This is a genomic window from Plantactinospora siamensis (genome assembly GCF_042434095.1).
In the GTDB taxonomy this organism is placed as follows: domain Bacteria; phylum Actinomycetota; class Actinomycetes; order Mycobacteriales; family Micromonosporaceae; genus KBS50.
Map to the genome: position 1 here is coordinate 327750 of NZ_JBHLUE010000004.1, position 25439 is coordinate 353188.

At 74.7% G+C, this 25439-nt stretch carries 22 protein-coding genes and 1 pseudogene; 5 read left to right on the plus strand and 18 right to left on the minus strand.

The genetic code is table 11. From position 1 onward, the window contains the following. Positions 1-8 precede the first annotated feature (8 nt). The 12 genes and pseudogenes from truB to rimP all read right to left on the minus strand — a co-directional run bounded on the left by truB (position 9) and on the right by rimP (position 12856). Positions 9-1142 (minus strand): tRNA pseudouridine(55) synthase TruB, encoded by a 1134-nt coding sequence (gene truB / locus ACFFHU_RS06420; RefSeq protein ID WP_377336691.1) that lies wholly within the window; start codon positions 1140-1142, stop codon positions 9-11. 142 nt (positions 1143-1284) lie between these two features. After that, positions 1285-2613, minus strand: a complete 1329-nt coding sequence (locus tag ACFFHU_RS06425) for an MATE family efflux transporter (RefSeq protein ID WP_377336693.1) — start codon at positions 2611-2613, stop codon at positions 1285-1287. Positions 2614-3331: 718 nt separating this feature from the next. Further along, a complete protein-coding gene (locus ACFFHU_RS06430; protein WP_377336695.1) occupies positions 3332-3547 on the minus strand; it encodes a DUF6186 family protein in 216 nt (71 codons plus the stop codon). Next, the gene (locus ACFFHU_RS06435; RefSeq protein WP_377336696.1) at positions 3544-3948 is read right to left on the minus strand and encodes a hypothetical protein; all 405 of its coding nucleotides are present in this window, start codon (positions 3946-3948) and stop codon (positions 3544-3546) included. The genes ACFFHU_RS06430 and ACFFHU_RS06435 overlap by 4 nt, the downstream gene beginning before the upstream one ends. Before the next feature lie 53 nt (positions 3949-4001). Continuing rightward, positions 4002-4988 carry a DHH family phosphoesterase gene (locus ACFFHU_RS06440; protein WP_377337258.1) on the minus strand — a complete coding sequence of 329 codons (987 nt, stop codon included), beginning with the start codon at positions 4986-4988 and terminating at the stop codon, positions 4002-4004. A gap of 329 nt (positions 4989-5317) precedes the next feature. Further along, positions 5318-5755 (minus strand): annotated as a pseudogene (gene rbfA, locus ACFFHU_RS06445) (30S ribosome-binding factor RbfA); the annotation flags it as partial. A 146-nt stretch (positions 5756-5901) separates the two neighbouring features. Further along, positions 5902-6195, minus strand: coding sequence for a DUF503 domain-containing protein (locus tag ACFFHU_RS06450; RefSeq protein ID WP_377336698.1), 294 nt, complete (start codon positions 6193-6195; stop codon positions 5902-5904). 72 nt (positions 6196-6267) lie between these two features. Further along, a complete protein-coding gene (locus ACFFHU_RS06455) occupies positions 6268-7386 on the minus strand; it encodes a TRM11 family SAM-dependent methyltransferase (protein ID WP_377336700.1) in 1119 nt (372 codons plus the stop codon). Between the two features lie 224 nt (positions 7387-7610). Next, positions 7611-10610 carry a translation initiation factor IF-2 gene (infB, locus tag ACFFHU_RS06460; RefSeq protein WP_377336701.1) on the minus strand — a complete coding sequence of 1000 codons (3000 nt, stop codon included), beginning with the start codon at positions 10608-10610 and terminating at the stop codon, positions 7611-7613. Between the two features lie 93 nt (positions 10611-10703). Further along, positions 10704-11036 carry a YlxR family protein gene (locus ACFFHU_RS06465; protein WP_377336703.1) on the minus strand — a complete coding sequence of 111 codons (333 nt, stop codon included), beginning with the start codon at positions 11034-11036 and terminating at the stop codon, positions 10704-10706. A gap of 15 nt (positions 11037-11051) precedes the next feature. Continuing rightward, entirely contained in the window at positions 11052-12107 is a 1056-nt protein-coding gene (nusA, locus tag ACFFHU_RS06470; RefSeq protein WP_377336705.1) for a transcription termination factor NusA, read from the minus strand. Next, positions 12104-12856, minus strand: a complete 753-nt coding sequence (gene rimP, locus ACFFHU_RS06475) for a ribosome maturation factor RimP (protein ID WP_377336707.1) — start codon at positions 12854-12856, stop codon at positions 12104-12106. Before rimP ends, nusA begins: the two co-directional genes overlap by 4 nt. A gap of 234 nt (positions 12857-13090) precedes the next feature. On the opposite strand from rimP, the gene ACFFHU_RS06480 reads away from it, so the two are divergent. The 4 genes from ACFFHU_RS06480 (at position 13091) to ACFFHU_RS06495 (ending at position 16375) form a co-directional block, all read left to right on the plus strand. Further along, a complete protein-coding gene (locus tag ACFFHU_RS06480; protein WP_377336709.1) occupies positions 13091-13525 on the plus strand; it encodes a hypothetical protein in 435 nt (144 codons plus the stop codon). Positions 13526-13547: 22 nt separating this feature from the next. Further along, the gene (locus ACFFHU_RS06485; RefSeq protein ID WP_377336711.1) at positions 13548-13970 is read left to right on the plus strand and encodes a ferritin-like domain-containing protein; all 423 of its coding nucleotides are present in this window, start codon (positions 13548-13550) and stop codon (positions 13968-13970) included. A gap of 243 nt (positions 13971-14213) precedes the next feature. Then, positions 14214-14678 carry a nitroreductase/quinone reductase family protein gene (locus ACFFHU_RS06490; RefSeq protein ID WP_377336713.1) on the plus strand — a complete coding sequence of 155 codons (465 nt, stop codon included), beginning with the start codon at positions 14214-14216 and terminating at the stop codon, positions 14676-14678. A gap of 161 nt (positions 14679-14839) precedes the next feature. Continuing rightward, positions 14840-16375: an ArnT family glycosyltransferase gene (locus tag ACFFHU_RS06495; RefSeq protein WP_377336714.1), complete on the plus strand. Its 1536-nt coding sequence runs from the start codon at positions 14840-14842 to the stop codon at positions 16373-16375. A gap of 38 nt (positions 16376-16413) precedes the next feature. Here ACFFHU_RS06495 and ACFFHU_RS06500 read toward each other — a convergent pair whose 3' ends face one another. Both ACFFHU_RS06500 and map read right to left on the minus strand, forming a co-directional pair. Further along, complete coding sequence (locus ACFFHU_RS06500; protein WP_377336716.1) at positions 16414-17130, minus strand: VIT1/CCC1 transporter family protein; 717 nt, start codon at positions 17128-17130, stop codon at positions 16414-16416. Continuing rightward, positions 17127-17984: a type I methionyl aminopeptidase gene (map, locus tag ACFFHU_RS06505; RefSeq protein WP_377336717.1), complete on the minus strand. Its 858-nt coding sequence runs from the start codon at positions 17982-17984 to the stop codon at positions 17127-17129. The genes ACFFHU_RS06500 and map overlap by 4 nt, the downstream gene beginning before the upstream one ends. 220 nt (positions 17985-18204) lie before the next feature. On the opposite strand from map, the gene ACFFHU_RS06510 reads away from it, so the two are divergent. Continuing rightward, a complete protein-coding gene (locus ACFFHU_RS06510) occupies positions 18205-18519 on the plus strand; it encodes an STAS domain-containing protein (RefSeq protein ID WP_377336719.1) in 315 nt (104 codons plus the stop codon). Positions 18520-18564: 45 nt separating this feature from the next. Here ACFFHU_RS06510 and ACFFHU_RS06515 read toward each other — a convergent pair whose 3' ends face one another. The 4 genes from ACFFHU_RS06515 to ACFFHU_RS06530 form a co-directional block, all read right to left on the minus strand. Beyond that, positions 18565-22440 carry a SpoIIE family protein phosphatase gene (locus tag ACFFHU_RS06515; RefSeq protein ID WP_377336721.1) on the minus strand — a complete coding sequence of 1292 codons (3876 nt, stop codon included), beginning with the start codon at positions 22438-22440 and terminating at the stop codon, positions 18565-18567. An 87-nt stretch (positions 22441-22527) separates the two neighbouring features. Then, positions 22528-23298, minus strand: a complete 771-nt coding sequence (locus ACFFHU_RS06520; RefSeq protein WP_377336723.1) for a gamma-glutamyl-gamma-aminobutyrate hydrolase family protein — start codon at positions 23296-23298, stop codon at positions 22528-22530. Continuing rightward, positions 23295-24098 carry a 3-oxoacyl-ACP reductase gene (locus ACFFHU_RS06525; RefSeq protein ID WP_377336725.1) on the minus strand — a complete coding sequence of 268 codons (804 nt, stop codon included), beginning with the start codon at positions 24096-24098 and terminating at the stop codon, positions 23295-23297. The genes ACFFHU_RS06520 and ACFFHU_RS06525 overlap by 4 nt, the downstream gene beginning before the upstream one ends. Further along, the gene (locus tag ACFFHU_RS06530; protein ID WP_446686782.1) at positions 24064-25410 is read right to left on the minus strand and encodes an aldehyde dehydrogenase family protein; all 1347 of its coding nucleotides are present in this window, start codon (positions 25408-25410) and stop codon (positions 24064-24066) included. The genes ACFFHU_RS06525 and ACFFHU_RS06530 overlap by 35 nt, the downstream gene beginning before the upstream one ends. Positions 25411-25439: the final 29 nt, after the last annotated feature.

The window sequence follows — 25439 nt, forward strand, 5'->3', positions numbered from 1 at the left end:
TCCGTTGGTCACGCGGGCGCCAGCACGATCTCCGGCCGCGCCCGACCGTCCCGTTCGCTGACGATAGCGATCAGCCGCCCGTCCCCGCCCAGCACGGCGTACGGGCCGGCGATCCCGACCGGGGTCAACGGACCGCCGTGCCCCAGCACCCGCTCCTCGGCCGGCTCGGCCTGCCGGACCGGCAGGAACCGCCGGGCCGCGTCGGCCGGCGCCAGCGCCGCCACCCCACCGGTCAGCTCGGCCCGCTCGGCCAGCGTCTCCAGGGTGGCCGCCTCGGCCAGGGTGAAGCCGCCGACCGCCGTGCGGCGCAGCGCCGTGAGGTGACCACCCACCCCGAGCGCCGCGCCCGCGTCCCGGGCGATGGCCCGGATGTACGTCCCGGACGAGCAGCGTACGTCGATGTCCACGTCCACCACCGCGCCCTCGCCCGCGGTCGCGACCCCGTCCCGGTCCCCCACCGCGGCGCCCCCGGTGACCGCGGCGTCCCCGGTGGCCGCGGTGGCGCCGGTGACCGCCGCGTCGCCGGTGGCCGCGGTGGCGCCGGTGGCCGCGGCGTCGCCGGTGGCCGCGGCGTCCCTGGTGGCCGCGGCGTCGCCGGTGGCCGTGGCGTCCCTGGTGGCTGCGGCGTCGCCGGTGGCCCCGGTGGCGCCGGTGGCCGCGGTGGCGGGCCGGCGGATCGCGAGCACCGCCAGCTCGGCGATGGTGATCCGCCGGGCGGGCAGCTCGACCGACTCGCCCTCGCGGACCCGCTTGTACGCCCGCTGGCCGTTGATCTTGATGGCGCTGACCGCGCTCGGCACCTGGTCGATCTCCCCGGCGAGGTCGGCGAACGCCGCGCGGATCGCCCCGTCGTCGAGCCGGCCCGCCGCCGCGCTGGCCGTCACCTCGCCCTCGGCGTCGTCCGTGACGGTCGACTGGCCCAGCCGGACCGTGGCGGTGTAGCTCTTGTCCGCCCCGAGGAGGTACGTGAGCAGCCGGGTGGCCCGGCCTATCCCGAGCACCAGCACCCCGGTGGCCATCGGGTCCAGCGTCCCGCCGTGGCCCACCCGCCGGGTACGCGCCAGCCGCCGAACCCGGGCCACCACGTCGTGCGATGTCATCCCGGCCGGCTTGTCCACCACGATCAGTCCGTCCACGCTCACGGTGACCAAGCCTGCCAGACCGGACCGGACCCCCCGCGTTCCCCCGCCACCCCTCGGCGATCTTGCACTTTTGGCCCCCTTTATGTGGCTTACCATGCGAAATGCCCGGGCCAATAGTGCAAGATCGCGGGTGGCTCCGGGGTCAGCGGACCGCGCCGGGGACCGCCCAGTGGCCGGAGCGCAGGCGCAGCAGCAGGGCGGCCAGGCGGATCATCACGAACAGCGTGAGGCCCGCCCAGATCCCGCCGAGGCCCAGATCCAGCGCGTACGCCGTCCAGATGGCCGGGAGAAAGCCGCCGAGGGCCGCCACGATGGTGAGGTTGCGCAGGTACCGCACGTCGCCGGCGCCGATCAGCACGCCATCCAGCGCGAAGACCACGCCGGCCAGCGGCTGCATGGCCACGAACCACGGCCAGGCCGCCAAGGTCTGCTCGCGCACCTGCGGGTCGTCGCTGAACCAGCCGGGAACGACGCCCGCGCCGGCGCCGATCAGCAGCGCGAAGACGATCCCGCACAGGCCGCCGGCCACCGCCACCCGGCGGGCCAGCCAGCGAGCCCCGGCCGCGTCGCCCGCGCCGAGCGCCGAACCGACCAGCGCCTGCGCCGCGATGGCCAGGGCGTCCAGCACCAGCGCGGTGAAGAACCAGAGCTGGACCGCGATCTGGTGCGCGCCCACCACCGCGGCGCCGAACCGGGCCGCCACGGTGGTGGCCGAAAGGAAGCTGGCCTGGAATGCCGCCCCGCGCACCAGCAGATCCCGGCTGAGCCCGAGCTGCCGCCGGATCACCTCGGCCCGGGGCCGCAGCGACACCCGCTCGGCCAGCAGGGCGCTGCCGAACAGCAGCCCCGACAGCGTCTGCGCGACCGCGTTGGCCACGGCGGAGCCGACCAGGCCCAGCCCGGCCGGATACACCAGCAGCGGGCAGAGCAGCGCCGAGAGGAGGTTCGGCGCCAGGACGAACCAGAGCGGCCGGCGAGTGTCCTGGACGCCGCGCAACCAGCCGTTGCCGGCCGCCGCGAGCATCAGGCCGGGCGCGCCGAGCGCGGCCACCCGGAGCCAGCCCGCGGTGGCCGCGGCCACCTCGCCGCCGCCGGCCAGGCCCCGGGCGAGGGGCCCGGCGGCGATCTCGAGCAGCCCGGTGACCAGCAGGCCGGCGGTCAGCGCCAGCCACGAGGACTGCACCCCCTCGGCCACCGCCGCCGATCGGTCGCCCGCGCCGTACCGCCGGGCCGCCCGCCCGGTCGTGCCGTACGCGACGACGGTGCCGAGCCAGGCGGCGATGGTGAGGACGCTGCCGCCGACGCCGAGCGCGGCTAGCGGCACCCGGCCGAGGTGCCCGACCACGGCCGTGTCGACGAGGACGTACAGCGGCTCGGCCGCCAGCACCACGAGGGCCGGCAGGGCGAGTTCGGCGATCCGGCGCGCGCCGGGGCGGCTCCGCGACGCGGCGTCGAGGCTGCCTTGGCTCACGGGGACCGATCGTGGCACGAAATCCGTAAGGAACACAAACCCTAGGGATGCTTACCGCACCGGCGGCTGCCGGTCCGCGCCGGGGCGTGTCCGCCGGGTCCGCCGGGGCGCGGCCGCTGGGGCGCGGCCGCCGGGTCCGCCAGGGCGTGTCTGCCGGGTCCGCCGGGGCGTGTCCGCCAGGGCCGCCGGGGCGTGTCCGCCAGGGCCGCCGGGGCGTGTCCGCCGGGTCCGCCGGGGCGCGGCCGCCGGGTCCACCGGCGCGACCGCCGGGGTCCGGCGCGAGCGTCATCGGGCGGGAATGGCGATCCGCCCGGGTCGCCATCGGCGGTCCGGGCGGATCACCCCCGACTCACTGCCGGGTGTCCATCGACGTCTGCAGCGCCTTCCGGGCCTGCTCGCGGGCGTCGTCGTTGGCGGTCTGCGGCTTGGGCTGACTGGCCATGTGGCTGCTCCTTCCAGGGCGCGTCGGGCCGGCACGGCCCGCCGCTGTGGTCTGCTGAACGCCCTCCGGCCGGGCCCGGGATCGCCGGGTGCGCAGACAGAGGCAGCGTGACCCAAGGTCGGTCTGACCCTGGAGGCAAGAAGGTGGCTCATCGGCCACCCCGCGGGACCCGGATCCGCCGGGCCACGCGTCGCGACATCACCCAAGCTATCGTTCAGGTCCACATGGTGCCCACGGTTCTCGGAATGTGGAACGAGGCCCGGCGCAGGCCGCCGATCACCGGGCGAAGAAGTGCCAGCCCACCCACCACCAGAAGCCAAACAGGCCGATCCGCCCCACCGGCACCGAGCCCACCTCGTAACCCATCACGTACGCGCAGGCCTCCCCGAGGGTGGGGATCCGGGAGCCCTCCCGGCGGGCGGCCCACTCCACCGCACCGAACAGCAGCAGCGCCACGGCGAAGCCGGCGACGGCCAGGCATCGGAGAATCATCGGCGGACCAGCCCCCAGAAGGCGCACAACCAGCCGAAATAGCCGGCCGACCGGGCCAGCTCGTGATCGAGAACCGGGTCGGCGAGCCGAGAGAAGGTCGGGAAGTCGTCACCCGCCCCGAGCACGAAGGTGGTGCCCTCGAATACGCCGAAGACCGCCACCGGCAGCAGCCACCAGTAGACGCCCGGACCCACCGGCCGGCCGGGCCGGCGCGGCGCCCGGTGCGACAGGCCGAACCAGATCAACGCTCCGCCGGTGCCGATCGTGTAGAGGTTGGCCTGCACCGAGAACGAGGGAAAGCTCCCACCGACCACGGACAGGACGGCCAGCACCGGCATCGAGACGGCGGGCCGGTCCCAGGCCCGCGGCGCCTCCGTGACCAACTCCGAGGGCTGCTCCATACCCTGATTGTCCCCGCCCGTCACGCTGCGCGGAAAGGGAGATACGCCCGGAGTTATCCCCGAGCTGCCCCGCCACCGGATCCACGCGGCAGTTCGGCGCGGACCGCCGCCAGCACCTCGTCCACCGAGCCGTACCCGGTGAAGCCGGCGGCGAGCCGGTGCCCGCCACCGCCCAGCGCCACCGCCACGGCGCTCACGTCGACCGCGCCCTTGCTGCGCAGTGAGACGGCCCACTCCTCCTCGGCCACCTGCTTGAGCAGGCAGGCCACGTCCGCCTCCGCGGTGCACCGGACCGGGTCGATCAGCGGCTCCAGCACGTACGGTCGCTGCCCGTGCCGCTCCAGGTCGGCGAGCGTGGCGTACGTCCAGGCCAGGCCGAGCCCGCCGGCGGCGGTCGGCTCCAGGCGGATCCGGGACAGCACGTCGGCGTGCAGCCGGATCGCCGCGTACGGGCGGGTGTCGAAGACCCGCCGGGAGATGTCGCCCGGGCGCAGGCCGGTGGCCAGCAGCCGGGCGGCCAGCTCGTGCACCAGCGGCGTCGTGACGTCGAACCGGAACGAGCCGGTGTCGGTGGTGAGCGCGATGTACAGGCACTCGGCGATCCGTGCGTCCAGCGGCACCTCGAGCAGGGCGAGCAGCCGCTCCGCCACCACGGAGGTGGCCGCGGCGGCCGGGTCCACCAGCCGGATGTCGCCGAACCCGGTGTTGGAGGCGTGGTGATCCAGCACCAGCGTCACCGGCCGCGTCACCCGATCCAGCAGGTCGCCCAGCCGGGACTCGCTGGCCGCGTCGAAGCAGACCACGAGGTCGGCCTCGGTCTCGACCCCGTCGGCCGGCACCAGCAGCTCCTCGCCGGGCATCCCGGCCAGCGGCAGCGGCACCTCGAAGCGGCCGGGGAAGGTCGCCGAGATCCGGCTGAGGCCGAGCTTGCGCAGCCCCAGCCCGAAGCCGAGCATGCTGCCGAGGGCGTCGCCGTCCGGATTGACGTGGCAGATCAGCAGCACCCGGGCGGTCGAGGGCAGGCCGCGTACCGCCGCCACGGCCGCAGCCCAGTCGGCCCGGTCGGGGGCGGTCGCCGTACCCGCCGGGAAGCGTTCCCCCGGTCCGGTCCCGCCGGCCCCGGGAAAAGCGGCCGCGGCACGGCCGGGGGCGTCGTCCCCCGGCGGCGACTCCGGCGCGCCGACCGGCGCCGCCGCACCGGTCACGGCCGGTCCCCGCCCCACCGGTCCGCCGTACCGTTCCCGGCCGACCGGTCGGACGGGACCTGTTGCGTCCCGCCGGCCTCGTACGCCTCATCGGCCGCGCGGACCTCATCGGCCTCGTCGTCCTGGATGCCGCCGTGCGCCTCCGCGGGCTGGCCGGCCTCGCCGTCCGACTCGTCGTCGTCATCCGCGTCCACCCGGTACGGCTGGGCGTCGCCGGCGTACCGGGCCCCGGCCGCCCGGCGCTGCACCTCGGCGTCGGCGTTCCGCGCCGCAGCCAGCAGGTCGTCGATGTGCTTGGCCTGGTCCTGCACGTTGTCGAGCACGAAGGCCAGCGTGGGCGAGTGTCGCAGCCCCAGCGCCTTGCCGACCGTGCTGCGCAGCATCCCCTTGGCGCTGTCCAGCGCGGCCGCCGTGGACGCCTGCGCCGCCGCGTCCCCGAGCACGGTATAGAACACCGTCGCCTCCCGCAGGTCCGCGGTGATCCGCGCGTCGGTGATAGTGATCATGCCGAGCCGCGGGTCCTTGATCTGGGTACGCACCACCGAAGCGACCAGCTCACGCACCCGCTCCGCGTGCCGGCGTACCCGGGCCGGATCCGTCATCTCGCACCTCCACGGCCTCCTGCGCGGACCGTCCCGCCGACGGCGGAACCGGCCCGACCAACGTCTGGAAACACTACCCGGGGCGCACCCCGGTCCGCGCGGCCCCGCCTCAGTCCTCCGACCCGTACCGGCGGCGCGGCCCCGCCTCAGTCCTCCGGCCCGTACAGGCGGCGGCGCACCGACAGCAGGTCGACCTCGGGCCGGCCGGCCATCAACCGCTCGCAGGAGTCGAGCACCTCCCGGACGTGGTCGGTCCCGGCCGCCACCACGGCCACCGCCAACTCGGCCCGGCCGTGCAGGTCCAGGGCCCCCACCTCGGCGGCCGACACCTCCAACCGGCGCAGCGCCGCCACGATGGGCCGGACGTAGGAGCGTTTCGCCTTCAGCGAGCGGGAGTCGGCGGGCAGCAGCAAATCGAACAGCGCGGTTCCGGTGTACACGGCGGACCAGCGTACGCGGGACGCGAAGGAAGGGCCCCTTGTTATCGCTTCCGGTATAGGAAGGGCCCCTTGTTAACGCCCCGGGTCGGGCGACGACGCCTGTTCGCGCCGCAGGTTGGGCGGCGACGCCGGTTGAGGCCCCGGGTCGGGCGCCGGCGCGACGGCCACCAGGACGTCCCGCTCGATGCCCTGGTCGACCCGGTGGGACAGCTCGGCGTAGCCCGGGCCGTCCAGCACCCGCAGGCCCGCGCCGGCGAGCACCTCGGCGGCCGCTGACCGCTGCGCCACGTGGGTGTTCCAGGACATCCCGAGCGCACCGCCGGGCCGCAGCAGCCGGGTCCACCCCGGTACGGCGGCGCGGAGCAGCTCGAGCGGGCTGCGGGACAGCCCCTGCGCGCCCCGACTGCCGTGCGCCACGCCGTACGGCGCGTCGGTGACGATCACGTCGGCGCAGGCCGGGCGGAGCAGCTCCGCGAGCCGGGTGGTGTCGGCGTTGAGCACGGTGACCTTCTGGGTGGCGCCGCTCCGGTACGCCTCGGGCGAGGGCGCCAGCACGGCCTCGAAGCGGCGCGCGACGAGCCTGCGTTCCCGGCGTACCGGGACCAGCTCCGCCCGGTGCTTGAGCCGCTTGCGCTTCAACCAGGTGCGCAGGAACGCCGCGTACGCGTCGACGTCCTTGTTGTCGATCTCCACCCCGAGCCCGTCGTGGCCGTACATCAACGCCTGGTTCAGCGTGGTGCCGCGGCCGCACAGCGGGTCGAGCACCACCAGCCCGCCGGCCAGCATGGCCGGGGCGGACGCCGAGGCCAGCAGGGTGATGTTCAACAGCAGCCGGGTGAACTGCTCGTTGGTCTTGCCCGCGTACTTCGGGATCGTGATCAGATCGGAGTCGTAGCGTCCGAGCGGCGCCAGCTCCACCGGCCGCAGCAGCTCGCCGCGGCGTTCGAACAACGCGTACGCGGCGGACAGGTTCGCCAGGTACGCGATGTCCTGCCCGCCCAGTCCCGGTTCCGGCGCCGCGAAGGTCAGGTAGGGCACCCCGCCGATTCGGCGCTCGCCGATGTCGGCCGGCTCGGTGCCGAGCACGCCGGAGCGGGCGAAGACGGCCAGCTCGGCGCGGGCCAGCCGGCCGGACGCGTCGGCGTACACCCGGTTGCTCGACGGGGCCAGCAGCAGCGCGTACTCGATCACCGGCCGATTCTCGCACCGGCCGGGCGGCCCACCGCCGGCCGGCCCACCGTCGGGCGGCCACCCGCCGGGCGGCCACCCGGCGCCCGACGCGGAATGGTTAAGAAGGGGCCCTTCCTATACAAAAAGCGATAACAAGGGGCCCTTCCTTCGGCTCCCGGCGGCGGGGACGCGGAACGGCCGGGACCCCGTGGGGATCCCGGCCGTTCACTTCACCGCACCGCGCGTCAGGCGCGCGGCTTCTCGCGCATCTCGAAGGTCTCGATCGTGTCGCCGACCTGGATGTTGTTGGTGCCGGACAGGGTCAGACCGCACTCGAAGCCCTCGCGGACCTCGGTCGCGTCGTCCTTGAACCGCTTGAGCGAGCTGATCGTGAGGTTGTCCGACACGACCGCCCCGTCCCGGATGAGCCGGGCCTTGGCGTTGCGGCGGATGAGGCCGCTGCGGACGATACAACCTGCGATGTTGCCGATCTTGGAGGACCGGAACACGTCCCGGATCTCCGCCGTGCCCAGCTCGACCTCTTCGTACTCGGGCTTGAGCAGGCCCTTGAGCGCCGCCCCGATCTCCTCGATGGCCTGGTAGATGACCGAGTAGTACCGGATCTCCACGCCCTCGCGGTCGGCGATCTCGCGGACCTTGTTGGCGGCCCGCACGTTGAAGCCGATGATCGTGACCGGCTCGGCCGAGGCGCTCGCGAGCATGACGTTGCTCTCGGTGATCGCACCGACGCCCCGGTCGAGGACCCGCAGCTGAACTTCCTCGGGGATGTCAAGCTTGAACAGCGCGTCCTCCAACGCCTCCACGGAACCGGAGACGTCGCCCTTGAGGATGAGGTTGAGCGAGGTCTTCTCGCCCTCCTTGAGCTGCTCCATGAGCGTCTCGAGGGTGGCCCGGCCGCGGGAGTTGGCGAAGCTCGCCGCCCGCCGCCGCGCCTGCCGCTGCTCGGCGATCTGCCGCACCGTGCGGTCGTCCTCGGCCGCCAGGAACGTGTCCCCGGCGCCCGGCACGGTGGTCAGACCCAGCACCATCACCGGACGGGCCGGACCGGCCTCGACCAGCTGCTGGCCGTTCTCGTCGAGCATCGCGCGGACGCGCCCGTGCGCCCCACCGGCGACGATCGAGTCGCCCGCCCGCAGGGTGCCCTTCTGGACCAGCACGGTCGCCACGGCGCCGCGGCCCTTGTCGAGGTGCGCCTCGATGGCCACGCCCTGCGCCGGCCCGTCGATCGGAGCGGTCAGCTCCAGCGACGCGTCGGCGGTCAGCAGGACGGCCTCGAGCAGCTCCTCGATGCCGATGCCCGGCTTGGCGGCCACGTTCACGAACATGGTGTCGCCGCCGTACTCCTCGGCCACCAGCCCGTACTCGGTCAGCTGCTGGCGGACCTTGTCCGGGTTGGCCTCCGGCTTGTCGACCTTGTTGACCGCCACCACGATCGGCACGTCGGCCGCCTTCGCGTGGTTGAGCGCCTCGATGGTCTGCGGCATGACGCCGTCGTCGGCCGCCACCACCAGGATGACGATGTCGGTCACCTGGGCGCCACGGGCACGCATGGCGGTGAACGCCTCGTGACCCGGGGTGTCGATGAAGGTGATCGCCCGCTCTTCGCCCTCGTGCGGCACCCGGACCTGGTAGGCCCCGATGTGCTGGGTGATGCCGCCGGCCTCGCCGGCCACCACGTCCGCACGCCGGATGGCGTCGAGCAGCTTGGTCTTACCGTGGTCGACGTGACCCATGACGGTCACCACCGGCGGCCGGCTGACCAGGCGCTCCGCGTCCACCGCGGCGTCGAGGTCGATGTTGAACTGCGCGAGCAGCTCGCGGTCCTCGTCCTCGGGGCTGACGATCTGCACGTCGAAGCCGAGGTGCTCACCGAGCAACAGCAGCGTCTCGTCGGAGCACGACTGCGTCGCGGTCACCATCTCGCCCAGGTTGAACATCTCCTGGACCAGCGAGCCCGGGTTGGCGTTGATCTTGTCGGCGAAGTCCGACAGCGAGGCGCCCCGGGACAACCGGACCACCTGACCGCTGCCCCGGGGAGCACCCGAGGACATGGTCGGCGCCGACAGGTTGTCGAACTCCTGTCTGCGCTGCTTCTTGGACTTGCGGCCACGGGTCGGCCGGCCACCCGGACGCCCGAAGGCGCCCGCGGCGCCACCGCCGCGACCGCGACCGCCGCCACCGGGACGACCGGCGCCACCGGCCGGGGCGCCGGGACGGAACCCGCCGCCAGCGCCGCCACCGCCACCGGGACCGCCGCGGTAACCACCGCCACCGCCGCCGCCACCGGGACCGCCGCGGTAACCACCGCCACCGCCGCCGCCACCGCCACCGGGACCACCGCGGAATCCACCGCCGCCGCCACCGGGCCGGCCGGCGCCACCGGGCCGACCGGCGCCACCGGGACCGCCGCCGGGGCGGCCGGGACGCTGGCTCGGCATGGAGGCCGGGCTGGGCCGCGGCGGCATGGAGGCCGGGCTGGGCCGCGGCGGCATGTTGGCCGGGTTCGGCCGGGGGCCGCCCGGCGCCGCCGGGCGCTGACCGCCCGAGCTGATGCCGAACGGGTTGTTGCCACCCCGCGCGGGCGGACGCCCACCGGGGCGACCCTGCCCCTGACCGCCAGCACCCGGACCGGGCCGGTTGGCCGGACCCGGCCGCGGAGCCACGGAACCGGGACCCGGCTTCGGACGCGGCGCGCCGCCGTCGGCCGGAGGCTCCCGGCGGACGGTCTCGCGCTGCTGTTGCTGCTGCTGGCGGGCCGCCTGAGCGGCCTTCTCCTGCTCGGCCTTCAACGCGGCGGCACGCGCCTCCGCGGCCGCCACCTCGATGTCATGGGCACTCGCCGGCTTGGCCACCGGAGCGGCCGGCTGCGGCGGGCCCGGAACGGGCGCCTTGGGGCCGGGACCGGGGCGGGTGGCCGCCGGACTCGGCGCGGTGGGCCGGCGCGGCGGGCCGGGCCGGGCCGCGGGCCGCGGCTCGGCGGGGCCGGGCCGGGGTGCGGCCGGAGCCGGCGCGGCCGCCGGCGCCGCCGGGGCGGCCGGGGCCGGTGCCGACGGGGCCCCGGAGGACGCTACGAAGGCGTTTCGCAGCCGTCGGGCGACGGGCGCCTCGACGGTGCTGGACGCTGATTTGACGAACTCGCCCATCTCCTTGAGCTTGGCGAGAACGGTCTTGCTCTCGACCCCGAGCTCTTTGGCGAGCTCGTGTACGCGGGCCTTGCCTGCCACTGCACTCCTCACTCCGAGGTCGTGCGGGCAGCACCCGCAGCGACCTCACTCGTGCACTTGAAGCCTGGTCATTTCAGGGACTTCATCGTGTGCTCATGTCGGTCTGCCTACCTTGCTTGCGACCCGCGCCCGGTCGGGGTGACCGGACGTCAGGGTTGACGCTTCGATGTGCCTCGCCAGCCCATCGGTGTCGGGAACTCCACCGATCCGCAACGCGCGCCCGAAGGCGCGGCGTCGCTGAGCGAGCGCGAGACAAGCCGGGTCTGGATGCAGATGCGCTCCCCGACCCGGCAGCCGGCGGTCCGGATCGGGTCGGAGGGCGTAACCGCCCTCGTCGCCAACCGCGGTGAACCGCAGCAACTCGTGGACGGACGCACGCTGACGGCAACCCACACAGGTGCGCACCGGCCGCGTACGTCGTACCACTGAGAAAGTTTACCCCTACCCGGCCGAGATCGCTCCGCCCGGTTCCGGTACGTGATCAGCATTGCTCCGTGCGCCGGCCGGTGCGGGCCCCGGAGCGGGGTCCGTATCCGGCCGGATATCGATCCGCCAACCGGTCAATCGGGCAGCAAGCCGGGCGTTCTGCCCCTCCCGCCCGATCGCCAGCGACAGCTGGAAGTCCGGCACGGTCACCCGGGCCGTCCGGGTGGCCGCGTCCACCACCTCGACCCGGAGCGCCTTGGCAGGCGACAGCGCGTTGCCCACGAAGGTGGCCGGATCCTCGGACCAGTCGATGATGTCGATCTTTTCACCGTGCAGCTCGCTCATCACCGCCCGGACCCGCTGGCCCATCGGCCCGATGCAGGCGCCCTTCGGGTTCACGCCCGGCACCGTGGAGCGGACCGCGATCTTCGTCCGGTGCCCGGCCTCGCGGGCGATCGCCGCGATCTCCACGGTGCCATCGGCGATCTCCGGCACCTCCAGGGCGAACAGCTTCTTCACCAGGTTGGGATGGGACCGGGAGAGCGTGATCTGTGGGCCGCGGAAGGTCTTCGCCACGTGCACGACCACGCAGCGCAACCGCTGCCCGTGCTCGTACCGCTCGCCGGGCACCTGCTCGGCCTGCGGCAGCACCGCCTCCAGTTTGCCCAGGTCGACGCTGACGATGCCCTTCTCGCTGCGCGCCTCGTGCGCCTGCACCACGCCGGTGACCAGATCGCCGTCCCGGCCCGCGTACTCGCCGAAGTGCACCTCGTCGGTGGCCTCGCGCAGGCGCTGCAGGATGACCTGCTTGGCCGTCATGGCCGCGATCCGGCCGAAGTCGTGCGGCGTGTCGTCCCACTCCCGGGTCACCGCGCCCTCGGTGTCGACCTCCTGTGCGTACACGGAGGCCGCGCCGGTCTTGCGGTCGATCTCCACCCGGGCGTGCGTCTCGGCGCCCTCGGTGTGCCGGTACGCGGTCAGCAACGCGGTCTCGATTGCCGCGAGGATGGTCTCGAACGGGATCTCCCGCTCGCGCTCCAGCGCGCGCAGCGCCGCGAGGTCGATGTTCACCTCTCCTCGTCCTCCACATCCTCATCGTCGGCCGGATCGTCAAAATCGTCGATGTCGGTGACGTCATCCGGACCGTCCGCGTCGTCGGCCTCGTCGATGGCCTCGTCCCCCGACTCCTCGTCGGGCTCGTCCAGCCGGGTGAACTCCACCTGCACCCGGCCGGGTCCGAGATCCGGATAGCTCCACCGTGCCGATTCCCCGGCGACCTCGAGGGTCACCCCGTCCTCGTCGGCGGTCAGCACCCGCCCCGCGACCTGGCGGTCCCCGGTCACCGGCTCCGCGCCACGCTGCGCGGGCAACCCGCCGGAGCCTCGTGCGGTGACCCGCACCAGGCGTCCGATGTTCCGGCGCCAGTGCCGGGGCAGCGTCAGCGGCCGGTCCACGCCCGGCGAGCTGACCTCCAGCTGATATTCCCCGGCCAGCAGGTCGCCGCCGGTCTCCTCGGCCTCGTCCAGCGCCCGGGACACCCGGCGGGACACCTCGGCCACCGCGTCCAGGCTCACCCCGCCGTCACCGTCGACGATCACCCGTACGACATGCCGGCGACCGGCGCGGGACACCGACAGATCCTCGAGGTCGTAGCCGGCGTCCGTGATCACCGGTTCGACCACCTCGCGCAGCCGCTGCCGCCGCGCCGACTGATCCACCCGGGGGCGGTCCGCCGGCCGGGGCCGCTCACCGCCCTGGGCGCGCGCCCCCGGTCGCGCGCCACCCGACGACCGGCTCGAGGCGCGGCCACGCTGCGTCATCTTCCGCACCCCTTCCGTGCTCGTGAAACCCTCGTCGGGCAGCCAGGCCAGTACGCCACCGGGCCTGGACGCGCCCGGCGGCTGCGCAGAGCGTAACGCGCTGGCCGGCGGACGGCCCCGTCGGCGCACCGACTGATCCCCCGCACGCCGCCGGCATGGTGTTGACTTGGCCGCGTGCGAACCGAGGTGTCAGCGCAGTCGGGGGGATGGTCGCGTCGCCGACTGTTGCGGGGGATGGCGGCGGCAACGGCCGCGGCGGGCACGATCCCGCTGACCGGCTGCGGGATCTTCAACAGCGATCCCGATCCCTCCCCGTCCCCCGATCCGCTCGTACCGCTGGTCGCCGAGGCGCTCGAGCTGGCGGCCCGGCACGACGCCGCGGCCACGGCGTTCCCCCAGCTCGCCGACCGGCTCGCCCCGCTGGCGGCCGCGCATCGCGCGCACGCCGCCGAGCTGGCCAAGGCCACCGGCACGTCGCTCCCGAGCGGTACGCCGTCGGCGCCCCCGCCCGGCGGTGACGCCGACGCCGAACTGGCGGCGCTGCGCGGGGCGGAACAGCACGCCCGGGACAACGCCACGGCCGCGTGCCTGGCCGCGCCGGCGCGGCACGCGGCGTTGGCCGGCTCGGTCGCGGCCGCCCGGGCCACCCACGCCGAGGTGCTGCAATGACCGAGCGCAGCGAGGAGCCGACATGAGCGCGGCCCTGGTCGCCGCGCTCGAGGCGGAGCACGCGGCCATCTACGCGTACGGGCCGATCGGGGTCCGGCTGGCCGGTGGGCAGGCGGCCGCGGCCCGGGCCGCCGAGGCGGCGCACCGGGACCGCCGCGACCGGCTGGTGCTGCTGCTCACCGCGCAGGGCACGCCGGCGCCCGATCGGGCCGCGGCGTACGCGCTGCCGTTCCCGGTGACGGACGCGGCGGCCGCGCTGAAGTTGGCCGTTCAGATCGAGGAGCGGACCGGTGCCGCCTGGCGGGTGGCGCTGCCGGGCCTGACCGGCGACCAGCGGCGGACCGCGCTGGCCGGACTCACCGACTGTGCCGTACGCGCCACCCGGTGGCGCCGGGCCGCGGGCGTCTCGCCGGCCACGGTGCCCTTCCCCGGTCGCCTGAGCTAGCAGCCGACGCGCCGGCCGCGAGCCGCGGCCCGTCCATACCCGGGGCTGTGCGCAACCTCCCGGCGGGGGCGAAACACACGAGAACCATGCCTGAAAGTCATCTTTATGACTGTCAGGCATGGCTTTTGCATGGCACTTGCCTTGGCGGAGGTGACTCCTCGTGACCTTCGACGCCCCTCTGGGCCCGGCGAACCTACGGCCGCGCCGGGGCGCGCCCGGCGGACTCGTCCCTACACTGGCGGCGTGTCGATGCTGCGCAGTCTCGCCCGCCGGTTGGGCCATGAGGCCTGGTTCGCGGCCGCCTTCCGCTGGCTGGTGCCGGCCGACCGCCTGGTCGGCCGGCTCACCGGGGGCCGGGTGGTGGCGCTCGGGCTGGTGCCGTCCCTGCTGCTGACCACCACCGGACGCCGTTCCGGGCAGCCCCGGGAAACGCCGCTGCTGGCGCTCCCCGATGGCGACGCGTTCGTGGTGGCCGGATCCAACTGGGGGCAGCAGCACCAGCCCGCCTGGGCGCTCAACCTGCTGGCCAACCCGGCCGGCACGGTGACCGTGGGCGGGCGGCGCATCCCGGTGCGCGGCCGCCGGGTGACCGGCGCCGAGCGGGACCGGTTGTGGGCCATGCTCGTGGCCGAGTGGCCGGCGTATCAGACGTACGCCCGGCGGGCCGCCGGCCGGGACATCGTGGTGTTCCGGCTCGAGCCGGCCTGAGCCACCGCGCGGACCGCGCCCCACCGCACGGACCGCGCCCCACCGCACGGACCGCGCCCCACCGCACGGACCGCGCCCCACCGCGCCGACCGCGCCCCACCGCGCGGACCGCGGCCGCCGCGGGACGGCGGCGGGTAGACCTGCGCCGATACCCTGAGCCGGTGACCGACATCCCGGCGGCCGTCCGGACCGAATCGGAACCGAGCGCCACGACGGCCGCGCCGCCCGTGGCCTGGCGGTGGCTGACCACTGTGGCCGGCGCCACGGCGCTGTTGCTGCTGGCCTTCGCCGGTCGGTACGGGTACCACCGCGACGAGCTGTACTACCGGGTCGCCGCCCGTCACCTCGCCTGGGGATACGACGATCAGCCGCCGCTGGTGCCGGCGCTGGCAGGGCTGGCCGACCGGCTCGCCGGCGGGTCGGTGGTGGCCCTCCGGCTGCCCACCGCGCTCGTCGTGGGCGTCACCGTGCTGCTCGTCGGCCTGCTCACCCGGGAGATCGGTGGGGACCGCCGGGCCCAGGTGCTGGCCGCGGCCGTCTGGGCCACGGCGCCCGCCGTGATCGTCTCGGGCCACCTGCTCAGCACCACGCCGTTCGACATCGCCTGCTGGACCGCGGTGGCCTGGCTGCTGGCCCGCTGGGTGCGTACCCGGGACGACGTCACGCTGCTGATCCTCGGGCCGGTGGTCGGCGTCGGCCTGCTGGCCAAGTCGCTTCCGGTGCTGTTCCTGGTGGCGCTCGGGCTGTCGATCGTGCTGGTCGGGCCGCGCTCGGTGCTGCGCCGGCCCGCCCTGTGGCTGGGCGCAGCGGTGGCGGCGGCACTGTGGGCGCCGAACCTGTGGTGGCAGGCCACGAACGGCTGGCCGCAGCTGGAGATGGCGTCGGTGATCCGGGCGGACGCGGACTTCGGCGGCCGGCTGGGCCTGCTGCCCAGCCAGCTGCTGATGCTGGGGCCGCCGGTCGCGGCGCTCTGGATCGCCGGCCTGTGGCGGCTGCTGCGCACCCCGGACGCCCGGCCGTACCGCTTCCTCGGCGTCGCGTACCTCGTGGTGCTGGCGCTGATCCTGATCACCGGCGGCCGGGAATACTACCCCGTCGGGGCGTACCCGGCGCTGGTCGGCGCGGGTTCGATGGCGGCCCTGGGGTGGATCGGGCGGGCCACCGGGCGGCGCCGCACGGCCTGGATCGGCGCGGCCGTCGCGGTCAACGGCATCTTCACCGCGGCGCTCGGGCTGCCGATCTACCCCGCCCGGATGCTGCCGGACACGCCCGAGGCGGCCATCAACTACGACGCCGGCGAGACCATCGGCTGGCAGCAGCTGACCCGCACGGTCGCCGGGGTGTACGACTCGATCCCGGCCGACCAGCGGGCCGGCGTGGTGATCATGACCGGCAACTACGGCGAGGCCGGCGCCATCGACCGGTACGGCCCGGCGTACGGGCTGCCCCGGCCGTACAGCGGGCACCTGGCCTTCTGGCGCTGGGGGCCGCCGCCGGACACCGCCACCGGCCCGGTGATCTTCCTCGGCGGTACGGCGGACCAGTTGGGCCCGTTCTTCGGTTCGGTCGGCCTGGCGGCCAGGATCGACAACGGCTACGGCGTGGACAACGACGAGCAGGGCACCCCGGTCTGGCTGTGCCGCGACCCGCGGGCAACCTGGTCGCAGGTCTGGCCGCGGCTGCGCCACCTCAGCTGACGGGCCGGGCGCGGGTCGGGTGGTCCGGAACGGCCGGCTCAGCCGAGCGCCCCGGACACCCCGATCAGCTTGCCCACCAGGTAGGTGACGCCGGTGGCGGCCGCACCCAGCAGCAGCTGGCGGCCGCCGCTGAGCCACCACCTGCGGTTGGTGAACCGGGCCACGATGGCGCCGGCCACGAACAGGCCCAGGCCGCCGACCGCGAGCGCCAGGCCGAGGCTGGTGAACCCCAGCACGTACGTGAGCAGCGGCACGAAGGCGCCGACGGAGAAGCAGAGCAGCGACGAGAAGGCCGCCGTCCACGGGCTGGGCTGGTCGTCCGGGTCCACCCCGAGCTCCTCCCGGACGTGGATCCGCAGCGCCTCCTCCGGGTTGGCCCGCAGCGCGTGCGCGACCTGATCGGCCAGCTCGCGGGGCAGGCCGCGGTTGGCCCAGGCGGTGGCCAGCTCCCGGGCCTCGGCCTCGGGGTGCCGTTCCAGCTCGCGGCGCTCCTTGGCCACCTCGTTGGCCACCTGCTCGTTGGCCGACTTGACGCTGGTGTATTCGCCCAGGCCCATCGAGATGGCCCCGGCCACCAGGCCGGCCGCGCCGGTCAGCACGACGCTGCGCGGCGCGACACCACCGCCGCCCACGCCCGCGATCAGGGCGATGTTGGTCACCAGGCCGTCCATCGCGCCGAAGACGGCGGGCCGCAGCCAGCCGCCCGAGACATCCGCGTGGTGCGCCTCACGGAGCGCCGCCGGGCTGTCGGTCACGGCAGGGTCAGGATCTCGGCGCCGTCGTCGGTGACGACGATGGTGTGCTCGAACTGGGCCGTCCACTTCCGGTCCTTGGTGACCACCGTCCAGCCGTCGTCCCAGACGTCGTACTCGTACGTGCCCAGGCAGATCATCGGCTCGATCGTGAACGTCATACCGGGCTCCATGATGTCGGTCGGCCGGGGGCTGTCGTAGTGCGGGATGTAGAGCCCGCTGTGGAACGTCTCGCCGATGCCGTGCCCGGTGAAGTCCCGCACGACGCCGTAGCCGAACCGGCGGGCGTACGACTCGATCACCCGGCCGATCACGTTGATCTGCCGGCCGGGCCGGACGGCGCGGACGCCCCGCATCATCGCCTCGTGGGTCCGCTCCACCAGCAGGCGGGCCTCCTCGGAGACCTCGCCCACGCAGAACGTGGCGTCGGTGTCGCCGTGCACGCCCCCGATGTACGCGGTGACGTCCACGTTGATGATGTCGCCGTCGGCCAGCACCGTGGAGTCGGGGATGCCGTGGCAGATCACCTCGTTGATGCTCGTGCAGCAGGACTTGGGGAAGCCCTTGTAGCCCAGCGTCGAGGGGTACGCCCCGTGGTCGACGAGGAACTCGTGCACCACCCGGTCGATCTCGTCCGTCGTCACCCCGGGCTTGCAGTGCTCCCCGGCCAGCTGGGTGGCCTGGGCGGCGAGCCGGCTGGCCAGCCGCATCTTCTCGATCGTCTCGGGCGTCTGTACGTGCGACCCTCGCCACGGCCGGGGCTGCTTCCTGCCCACGTACTCCGGGCGGGCGATGGTGGACGGCACGGCTCGCCACGGAGAGAGCGTGCCGGGGGTGAGCGGCGCACGGACGGTCATGCGTTCCAGCCTATCGCCGTGCTCGAGCCGGCCCGCGGGGTCCGGAGGCCGCCCGGCGGGGTCCGCAGTCCGGCTGGCGGGGTCCGCAGGGCGCCCCAGCGAGGTCCGGAGGCCGCCCGGCGAGGTCGGGAGGCCACCCGGCGGGGGTTCCGCGGGCCGATCCGGTCCACCGGCAGGTGGCGTTGTTGCTCCCGTCCCACCGCTGTGCCATCGTGTCAGCGTGGATCAAGCGGATCCGGACTCCTTCTTCGCCACCACCACCGAGGTGGAGGGCGATCATGTGCGTGTGCTCGTTTCCGGGGAGGTCGACATGGCCACCGCGGACGCGATGATCCAGGCCGCCACCAGGGAGGGCGCCCGGCGCATCACCCTGGACCTGCGCTCGGTCTCGTTCTTCGACTCGGCCGCCATCCATGCCGTGGTGCGGCTGGCCGAGGACTTTCCGGACACCCTGACGGTGTTCCCGTCCCGGCAGGTCCGGCGGGTGCTGGACATCTCCGGCCTCGGCGACCAGCCCTGGCTGCGTCCGGACTGACGGCCGGCGACCAGCCCTGGCTGCGTCCGGACTGACGGCCGGCGGTCAGGCCCGCTCGCCGAGCCGACGGCGCAGCGTGACAGTGGTTCCGGCCACACCGCGCTGCACGGTCAGGTCGGCGAGCGCCCCGATCAGCGCGAGCCCCCGGCCCCGGAACCCGGCGGCCCGCTCCGCGCGCCAGTGCCCGCTGTCCCGGATCGTCGCCACGAGCTCGCCGCCCCGCAGGGTGACCTCCACCCGGATGTACGGCTCCCGCGGCTCACGGGGGTGCTCGATGGCGTTCGCGGCCGCCTCCGAGATGGCCACGGACAGGTCGAACCGGTCCGCCTCGGCGAGCCGGTGCGCCACCAGGAAGTCCTCGAGCCGCCGACGCAGCACGGCGAGCTTCGTGGCGTCGGTGGGCAGCCGCAGCGTCAGGCGGTCCGGTTCGGCCGCCTCCAGCGCCAGCATCGCGACGTCGTCCCGGCGGGCGCGCCGGGCCACCGGCTCGGTCAGGGCCGTGATCAGGTCCTCCACGTGGTCCGCGTCGGTGGCGGCCTGCTTGTGCAGCCACTCCATCCCGCGGTCGATGCCCACCTGCCGGTCCTCGATCAGGCCGTCGGTGTAGAGCAGCAACCGGGCGCCGGGCGGCAGGACGGTTTCCCGGGTCGGATAGCTGGTGCCCCGCAGCGCTCCGACGGGCGGCCCCAGCGCGCGGTTGTACAGGCTGGTGACGGCCCCGTCCGGGGCGACCAGCAGCGGCGCCGGGTGGCCGGCGCTGGCGTACCGCAGCTGGCCGTCGCCGGGGTCGAAGAGCAGGCACGCCACGGTGGCGAAGGTCCGGCGGCCGGCGGAGTCGACCAACCGGTTCAGCCGGCTCAGCGCCAGCCCCGGGTCGAAGCCCTCGAGCAGGTACGCCCGCAGCGCATTCCGGAGTTCCCCCATGGCGGCCGCGGCCGGGACCCCCTTGCCCACCACGTCGCCGATCACCAGCGCGAGCAGGCCGCCAGGCACCGTCAGCACGTCGTACCAGTCGCCGCCGACCTCGACGTCGGTGCTGCCCGGGAGGTAACGGCCGGCCAGCACCGCGCCGGGGACCCGGGGCAGCGACTCGGGCAGCAGGCTGTGCTGGAGGGTGGTGGCGATCTGATGCTCGGTCTCGTACAGCCGGGCGTTCTCCAGCCGCACCCCGGTCAGCCGGGCGAGCTGCGCCAGGGCCGCGTCCGCGGCCTTCGGGTCGGCCTCGTCCCCCGGCCAGACCCGCAGCTCGCCGAGCTGCTCCCCGGTCGTGCCGACCAGCGGGACGGTGGTCGAGGGGTCGTCCGGCGACTCGCCGCCGCCGTCGGCCTCGAACCGGACGCCCGGCACGCTGGCCACCACCCGCCCGGCCCGGACCAGTCGCTGGGCGTGCCGGGCCGCGGCCCGCAGCACGTCGTTGGTGGTACGCGCGGTGTTGATGGCCACGGCCGCGTCGGCCAGCGCCCGCATCCGCTGGATGATCTGCCCGCGGAGCTGACCCAGCTCGACGTTGGACCGGACCCGGGCGATCAGCTCCTGGCCGGAGAAGGGCTTCACCAGGTAGTCGTCGGCCCCCGCGGTCAGGCCCCGCACCGCCTCGCCGTCCCCGGCCCGGGCCGAGAGCAGGACGATGGGCACGTGCCGGGTGCCCGGCTCCGCCCGCAGCCGCTGGACCAGCCCGACCCCGTCCAGCCGGGGCATCATCACGTCGGCCAGCACCAGGTCGAACGGCGTGCTGCGCGCCGCCTCGTAGGCCGCGCGCCCGTCCGGCGCGGTCACCACCTCCCAGTACGGCCCGAGCAGGCGGCTCAGGTGATCCCGCAGGTCGGCGTGGTCGTCCACCACCAGGATGCGGCCGCCCCCCGCGGCACGCCGGCCGTCCGGCAGCGGCTCCGGGCTCCGCTGATCGCCGCTCCCCGGCTCATCGACCTCCGGATCACCGATCTCGTCGTCCTCGACGGCCGCGTCGGCGCCCGGGTCGACCCGCTCGGCGGGCAGGTGGTCCCGACCCAGCGGGATCGTGACGGTGAACTCGCTGCCCCGGCCCGGCCGGCTGCGTACGCCGACCGAACCGCCGTGCAGCTCCACCAGCTCGCGCACCAGCGCCAGCCCGATCCCGGTGCCCTCGTGGGACCGTCCCCCGGTCTCGGTGGCCCGGTGGAACCGTTCGAAGATCCGGGTGAGCTCGCTCTCGGCGATCCCGATCCCGGTGTCTGCCACGGTGAGCCGCGCGGCGCCGCCGACGGCGTCGACCCGTACGGTGATCTCGCCCTCCAGCGTGAACTTCAGCGCGTTCGAGAGCAGGTTGAAGACGATCTTCTCCCACATGTCCCGGTCCACGTAGGCCGGCTCGGTCAGCGGCGCGCCGTCCACGACGAGCCGCAACCCGGCCCGCTCGGTGGCGGACCGGAACGTGCTGGCCAGTCGGGCCGTGTAGCCGGCCAGGTCGGTGCGGCGATACCGGGCGACCGTGCGCCCGCTCTCCAGCTGGGCGAAGTCCAGCACCGTGTTGACCAGCTTGAGCAGCCGGCGCGCGTTGCGGTGCATCGCCGTGAGGATCCGCTCGTACTCCGGCGGCAGCGCGGGGTCGCCGAGGGCGCTCTCCAGCGGGCCGAGGATCAGCGTGAGCGGGGTGCGGAACTCATGGCTCACGTTGGCGAAAAAGTTGGTCTTGGCCCGGTCGAGGTCCGCCAGCTCGGCGGCCCGGGCCCGCTCGTGCGCGTACGCCCGCTGACTGGTGAGCGCGGCCGAGAGCTGCCGCGCGGCGAGGCTCAGGAAGGTGCGGTAGTCGTCGTCGCATTTCAGCCGGGCGCTGGTGGCCAGCACCAGCGCCCCGGCCACCTCGGTCCCGGCCGTGATCGGTTCGATCCGCACCTGCGGCGCCGCCTCGGGCGGCGGCGCGGTGAGAAAGTCGGTGGCCGCGGCGGTCGCGGCCGGCCCACCGGCCAGGACGGCCGCCAGCGCGGGCGGCGGGGTGCCGAAGCCGCCCCGGACGGCGGCCGGGTCGACGCCGCTGCTGCCGGCCAGGGTGAGCCGCCCGGTCTCCTCGTCCCGCAGGTAGAGCAGGCTGACCGGCAGGTCCTCCGGGTTGTCGCCGAGCACCCGGGCCGCGGTACGGGCCAGCTCGGCGCCGCCGGTGATCCCGGCGAGCTGCCGACCGAGCTCGGCCAGCGCGCGCAGCCGGCGCTCGCCCAGCACCCGACCGGTGGTCTCGGTGACAATGCAGTAGACGCCGCCGACCGTGCCGTCCGGCAGCCGGATCGGGTCGTACGAGATGTCGAAGTAGACCCGCTCGACGAAGCCGCGCCGGACCAGCAGGAACGGGTGGTCGGTGCCGTGGAACGCCCGGCCGGTCCGGCGTACGCCCGCCAGCAGCGGGCCGAGCACCTCCCAGGTCTCGGCCCAGTGCTCCCGGGCCGGGCCGCCGAGCGCCGCCGGATGCTTGTCGCCGATGGTGGGCCGGTAGGCGTCGTTGTAGATGGCCCGGTAGTCGTCGCCCCAGAACAGCACGATCTGCGCGCTGGACGCGAGCAGCATGCCGACCGCCTCGCGGAGCCCGGCCGGCCACCCGGCGGGTGGGCCGAGCGGCGAGGCCGCCCAGTCGTGGTCGGCGAGCAGCCGGCCCAGCTCGCCCCCCTCGGCCAGCGCGGCCCGCAGACCGGCCGGCACCTCCGGCGGAGGCCGCTGACCGGCCCCGGGCGCCGCTGCCCGGTCGCCGGTTCCGGATGATGGCGACCGGTCTGGCGCGGCGACGGCCGGAGGGCCCTGCTCGGACGGCGACAGCGACTGCCTCGGCTCGGACGGCGGCGGCTGGGCGGGCAGGCTCGGGGGCTCGGCGGGCAGCACGGAGCCGGCCGGCACCGATGGTCCGGTGCCGGCCTCGGTAGCCGGCGAGTCTTCGCCGGCCCCGGAGACCGCGCTCATGCATCCTCCTGCCGCGGGCGGCGCCACCGGTGGTCGGTTACCGACCCCACCCGTCGGGCCACCTTCCTACCCTGACCGGTCCCGGCGCTAACCCGGCAGCGGCAGCGGAATGGCGGGCAGCCCCCGCGCCGCCCGGACGAGCGCGGCGAACGGCCGCACGTCCGCGTCGTGCTCGGGGTGCCACTGCACCCCCAGCAGGAAGCGCCGACCCGGATCCTCGACCGCCTCGATGAGCCCGTCGTCCGCCCAGCCGGTCACCCGCAGGTCGCCCGGGTCGGCAACGCCCTGGTGGTGGTAGCTGTTCACCGCGTCGGAGCCGGCCATCACCCCGGCCGCCAGGCTGCCGGGGGCGAACCGGATGCCGTGCCGGCCGTACACCGCCGGCGCCGGCCGGTGCCGGTGCTGCCCCAGCAGGTCCGGCAGGTGCTGGTGCAACCGCCCGCCCCGGGCCACGGCCAGCAGCTGCATGCCGCGGCACACCCCGAGCACCGGCAGGTCCGCGGCGAGCGCGCCGGCCAGCAGGACCAGCTCGCCCGCGTCCCGCTCCGCCCCCGTGGACGGGGCCGCCGGCTCTCCGGTGTGTGGGCCGGGCGGTTCCCCGGTGTGCGGGCCGGGCGGCTCCCCGTACCGGGTCGGGTCGATGTCCTCGCCGCCGGCCAGGACGAGGCCGTCCAGCGACGCGAGCACGTCGGCGTCCGCGTCGTCGGGCGGCAGCAGCACGGCCCGGCCGCCGGCCGCGGTGACCATGGCCACATAGCCGTACGGCAGCACCGCGGCGGGCAGCCCGGTCCAGACCCGGAAAGAGGCCGCCGTGACGTACGTGGTGATCCCGATCACAGGGCGGCGCGGCGCGGTCATAGCGGGGTGACGTACGCGCCGGTGATGCCGCCATCCACGACGAACTGGGCGGCCGTCATAAACGACGCGTCGTCGCTGGCCAGGAACGCCACGGCCGCGGCGATCTCCTCGGGCTTGCCGAACCGACCCATCGGCACGTGCACCAGCCGGCGGGCCGCCCGTTCGGGGTCGGCCGCGAACAGCTCCAGCAGCAGCGGCGTGGCGATCGGGCCGGGGCAGAGAGCGTTCACCCGGATGCCCTGCCGGGCGAACTGCACGCCGAGTTCCCGGGTCAGCGCCAGCACCCCGCCCTTGCTGGCCGTGTACGCGATCTGCGAGGTGGCCGCGCCCATCAGGGCCACGAACGAGGCGGTGTTGATGATCGACCCGCTGCCCTGCCGAAGCATGTGCGGGATGGCGTACTTGCAGCCCAGGTAGACGCTCGTGGTGTTGACCCGCAGCACCCGCTCCCAGGTGGCCAGGTCGGTCTCCAGGATCGAGCCGTCCTCCGGCGGCGAGATGCCGGCGTTGTTGAACGCCACGTCCAGCCGGCCGTGCCGCTGCACCACCCCGTCGAACAGGTCGCGCACCGCCGCCTCGTCGGCCACGTCGCAGTCGACGTACTCGCCGCCCACCTCGGCGGCGACGGCCCGGCCGGGGCCGGCGGCGATGTCCACGCAGACCACCCTGGCTCCCTCGGCGGCGAACCGCCGCGCGGTGGCCAGGCCGATCCCGCTGCCCGCGCCGGTGACCACGGCCACCCGGTCCTGGAGACGCTGCACGCTGTCACTCCTCCGTCGAGATGAACACGTTCTTGACATCGGTGAAGGCGTGCAGGGCGTCCGGACCCAGCTCGCGGCCCAGTCCGGAGCGCTTCATGCCGCCGAACGGCGTCCAGTACCGCACCGAGGAGTGCGAGTTGACGCTGAGGTTGCCGGAGTCGACGGCCCGGGCCAGCCGCAGCGCCCGGCCCACGTCCCGGGTCCAGATCGAGCCGGACAGGCCGTACGGGGTGTCGTTCGCCAGCGCCACGGCCTCGGCCTCGTCGTCGAAGGGCAGCACCGACACCACCGGACCGAAGATCTCCTCGCGCCAGTGCCGGTCGGCCGTCGAGTCGGCGAGCAGCACGGTCGGGGCGTACCAGAAGCCGGGGCCGTCCGGGCAGGTCCCGGTGTAGGCCACCCGGGCGTCGGCCACGTACGACGCCACCCGGTCCCGCTGGGCCGCGGAGATCAACGGGCCCATCTCGGCCGCCTCGTCCGCCGGGTCGGCCACCCGGAACCCGCGGACCGCCGGCTCCAGCAGTTCGAGAAACCGGTCGTACGCCGAGCGCTGGACGAGAATCCGGGACCGCGCGCAGCAGTCCTGGCCGGCGTTGTCGAAGACCGCCGACGGCGCGCTGGCGGCCGCGGCGGCCAGGTCGGCGTCCGCGAACACGATGTTGGCGCTCTTGCCGCCCAGCTCCAGCGTCACCCGCTTCACCTGGGCCGCGCAGCCGGCCATGATCCGGGCGCCCACCTCGGTGGAGCCGGTGAAGCAGACCTTCCGGACCGCCTCGGAGGTGACGAACCGCTCCCCCACCACGTCGCCGCGGCCCGGCAGCACCGTGAACACCCCGTCCGGCAGGCCGGCCTCGCGGCCCAGCTCGGCCAGCCGCAGCGCGGTGAGCGGGGTCAGCTCGGCCGGCTTGAGCACCACGGTGTTGCCGGCCGCCAGGGCCGGGGCGAACCCCCAGCCGGCGATCGGCATCGGGAAGTTCCACGGGACGATGACGCCGACCACCCCGAGCGGCTCGTGGAAGGTGACGTCGACGCCGCCCGGCACCGGAATCTGCCGGCCGGTCAGCCGCTCGGGCGCGCCCGCGTAGTAGTCGAGCACGTCCCGGACGTTGCCCGCCTCCCAGCGGGCGTTGCCGATGGTGTGCCCCGAGTTACACACCTCAAGGTCGGCCAGCTCGTCGAGGTGGGCGTCCACCACGGCCGCGAACCGCCGCAGCAGCCGCGCCCGGTCCCCCGGCGCCACCGCCCGCCACGCCTCGAAGGCCGCCGCCGCAAGCCCGATCGCCGCATCCGTCGCGGCGAGGTCGGTCGCCGCCACCTCCCCGACCACGTCCCCAGTCGCCGGATTGTGAATCTCCGTCACTCGACCTCCCGCGCGATCTT